Here is a 3,386-nt window from a genome sequence, read left to right as displayed (position 1 = left end):
GCGCATACAATGAAGTCAAGAAAGAACTTGAAGCAAAAATGCTCGAAGCCTCGGACAACCTGCAGTTCGAACGGGCGAAAGAATTCCGCGATCAAATGGCCCATATCGAGTCAACGATGGAAAAACAGAAAATGATGCTGAATGACATGGTTGACCGCGATGTATTTGCCTATTCGTATGACAAGGGCTGGATGTGCGTCCAGGTCTTCTTTATCAGGCAGGGCAAATTGATTGAAAGAGATGTCAGCATGTTTCCTTTATACAGGGAAGCAGACGAGGAGTTTTTGACGTTCATCGGGCAATTTTACTCAAAAAACAACCATTTTCTCCCAAGGGAAATTTTGGTTCCGGACAGCGTCGATAAGGACATGATTGAGGAGCTTTTGGACGTGAACGTGCGCCAGCCGAAAAGGGGAGCGAAGAAAGACCTGCTGCTCCTTGCCCATAAAAATGCAAAGCTCGCTTTGAAAGAGAAGTTTTCGCTCATTGAACGGGACGAAGAGCGGACGATCGGCGCGATTGAAAAGCTCGGCAAAGCACTGGGCATCTACACGCCGTACCGAATTGAAGCGTTTGATAATTCAAATATTCAAGGAACGGACCCCGTTTCGGCGATGGTCGTCTTTCTCGACGGAAAACCGCATAAAAAAGAGTACCGCAAATATAAGATTAAGACGGTTGAAGGCCCTGACGACTACGGGTCAATGCGCGAAGTCATCAGAAGAAGATATACAAGGGTGCTGAAAGAGAATCTGCCGCTGCCTGATTTAGTATTGATCGACGGCGGAAAAGGCCAGGTGTCTGCCTCCCTTGACGTTTTGGAAAATGAATTGCGGCTCGATGTCCCTGTTGCCGGTCTGGTGAAAGATGATAAACACAGAACTTCCAACCTTTTGATCGGCGACCCCCTTGAGATCGTCCAGCTTGAGCGGAACAGCCAGGAATTTTACCTGCTTCAGCGCATTCAGGATGAAGTTCACAGGTTTGCGATCAGCTTCCACAGGCAGCTCAGAGGAAAAAGCGCATTTCAATCGGTGCTCGACGGCATACCGGGCGTCGGCGAACAGCGGAAAAAACTGCTGTTAAAACATTTCGGTTCCGTTAAGAAAATGAAGGAAGCGAGCGCCGAAGATATCCGCAAGCTCGGCATCCCCCTGAAGACGGCGCAGCTGATTGAAGAGGCTTTGAAAAAATAATGTTGAACTTTTAAAAAGAATCTGATAGAATTTGTACTAATTTCATAATAAGATCGTGTGATATGGTGAAGATAGAGGTGCGAACTTCAAGAGTAGGCTTGATGAGGAAGATGGATTCCGATGAAAAAAGCTGAAAGGGGAGCGTCGCCGAAGCGGGGAAAAAATCCATTCGTTTTTCCTGCTGGCTTTACATTGAATAAATGTAAGGCTGTCAAGAAATCATTTCTTGGAGGGCTATCTCGTTGTTAAAATCATCGGCATTTTTGTTGGTTAAAGCAATGAGGGAATTTCTCTCATTGCTTTTTTTGTACGAAAAAACGTACAGCCCGCCGGTCAAGTTTTCCTCTTCATACATAAACAAGCACGAACGAAAACAAAAAGGGTGGTATTTGATGGGTCTCATCGTCCAAAAATTTGGCGGAACTTCAGTAGGATCAGTGGAAAAAATATTGAATGTCGCAAACCGCGTCATCGAAGAAAAACAGCGCGGTCATGATGTTGTCGTCGTCGTTTCAGCGATGGGCAAATCGACGGATTCCCTTGTCGCGCTTGCTAAGGAAATTACCGAACAGCCGGGCAGCAGGGAAATGGATATGCTGCTGACAACAGGAGAACAGGTAACAATTTCGCTGTTGACAATGGCTTTGCAGAACAAGGGGTATGATGCGGTTTCCTATACAGGCTGGCAGGCCGGCATCGAAACCGAAAATATTCACGGCAACGCAAGAATTACGAACATTGATACAGGCAAGCTGAAAGAGCGTCTGAATGAAGGGAAAATCGCCGTTGTCGCCGGATTCCAGGGGACGACAGCGGAAGGTGAAATCACAACGCTCGGCAGAGGCGGATCAGATACGACAGCCGTTGCCCTCGCAGCTGCCCTGAAAGCCGATAAATGCGACATTTACACCGATGTACCGGGGGTTTTCACAACCGATCCCCGCTATGTGAAAACAGCGCGGAAGCTGGCCGGAATCTCCTACGATGAAATGCTTGAGCTTGCCAATCTTGGAGCAGGCGTCCTGCATCCGAGAGCTGTTGAATTTGCGAAAAACTATCAGGTGCCTTTGGAAGTCCGTTCAAGCACCGAAAAAGAAGCCGGCACATTAATCGAGGAGGAATCATCAATGGAACAGAATTTAATCGTAAGAGGCATTGCATTTGAAGATCAGATCACACGCGTGACCGTATGCGGCCTGGCGAGCGGCTTGACGACGCTGTCAACGATTTTTACAACGCTCGCTAAACAGAACATCAACGTTGACATCATCATTCAATCAGTGACAAGCACAAGCCAAACGTCGATTTCTTTCTCCGTGAAAACGGAAGACTTAAAACGGACGGTCGAAGTTCTCGAAGAATACAAAGACGCGCTCGACTATGAACAGATTGAAACGGAAAACAGGCTGGCCAAAGTCTCGATCGTCGGTTCAGGCATGATCTCCAACCCGGGAGTAGCAGCGGAAATGTTCGCTGTGCTGGCGGAAAAAAACATCCAGGTCAAAATGGTCAGCACATCCGAAATCAAAGTTTCGACTGTCGTCAACGAAGGCGATATGGTGAAAGCCGTTGTAGCGCTGCATGATGCTTTTGAACTGTCAAAGCAGACAGCAGTCATTTAAAAAGAAAAAGGCGGGACTTTTGCAGTCTCCGCCTTTTTTGCATGGTTATGCCGGGTCTTTCAAATCCCATTTTACAGTTAAAACAACTTTTCCGGCTCTTTTTTTCACTTGTTCATACGATTCGGCAATTTGTTCGTTCATCAGCTGGATTTGCTCGGCGATAAATCCGGCTTCTAGCTGAAAGCAGGGTTCCTTTTGATATTTGAGGCGGTTTGAGACCAGCGGGCCTTCGAGCTCAAACTCAAGCTCCTGTTTTTTTGAATGGGCGATCGTAAGCGTTCCCCAGCCTGCATCCAGAAAGAAAGCGGGAAGATCCTCCCTGGATTCAAGCGGGAACTTGCGGGCGAGCTTTTTTCCCGCCCAGTACATCATATCTGCGTAGTCTTGTCCCAGCATATCGGGAAGCAGCACTTCCCTGATCAACTCATAGCCATATGCGGAGACTTCCAGCTCTTTTAATTGCGCTAAGTTTGCTTCATATTTGTTCATATCCAATGTCTCCCCTCTTTTCTCCGTTTATTATAGCTTAAATGGGGTGAAAGATTACAGCGGGGACATGCAATTAGGA

3 protein-coding genes and 1 riboswitch are annotated in these 3,386 nt (G+C 47.1%); of the genes, 2 read left to right on the top strand and 1 reads right to left on the bottom strand.

Features of this window, described 5'->3' with window-relative positions; translation table 11 throughout:
* Together uvrC and C1T29_RS17800 are read left to right on the top strand one after the other, a co-directional pair.
* Positions 1-1,196, top strand: a 1,196-nt coding sequence (gene uvrC, locus C1T29_RS17805; protein WP_208945512.1) for an excinuclease ABC subunit UvrC, incomplete at its 5' end; no start/stop codon positions are given.
* A gap of 64 nt (positions 1,197-1,260) precedes the next feature.
* Positions 1,261-1,441, top strand: a riboswitch (Lysine riboswitch).
* A gap of 147 nt (positions 1,442-1,588) precedes the next feature.
* Complete coding sequence (locus tag C1T29_RS17800) at positions 1,589-2,818, top strand: aspartate kinase (protein ID WP_208945511.1); 1,230 nt, start codon at positions 1,589-1,591, stop codon at positions 2,816-2,818.
* Positions 2,819-2,863: 45 nt separating this feature from the next.
* On the opposite strand, the gene C1T29_RS17795 is transcribed toward C1T29_RS17800, so the two are convergent.
* Positions 2,864-3,307 carry a YslB family protein gene (locus C1T29_RS17795; protein ID WP_020452494.1) on the bottom strand — a complete coding sequence of 148 codons (444 nt, stop codon included), beginning with the start codon at positions 3,305-3,307 and terminating at the stop codon, positions 2,864-2,866.
* Positions 3,308-3,386: the final 79 nt, after the last annotated feature.

Source organism: Bacillus sp. MBGLi79 (assembly GCF_002953915.1).
This window is presented reverse-complemented; position numbering and strand designations above follow the sequence as displayed.

Bases quoted from the DNA above. Each gene is read 5' to 3' on its own strand.
- C1T29_RS17795 (WP_020452494.1), bottom strand. From the start codon at position 3,307: ATGAACAAATATGAAGCAAACTTAGCGCAATTAAAAGAGCTGGAAGTC.
- C1T29_RS17800 (WP_208945511.1), top strand. From the start codon at position 1,589: ATGGGTCTCATCGTCCAAAAATTTGGCGGAACTTCAGTAGGATCAGTG.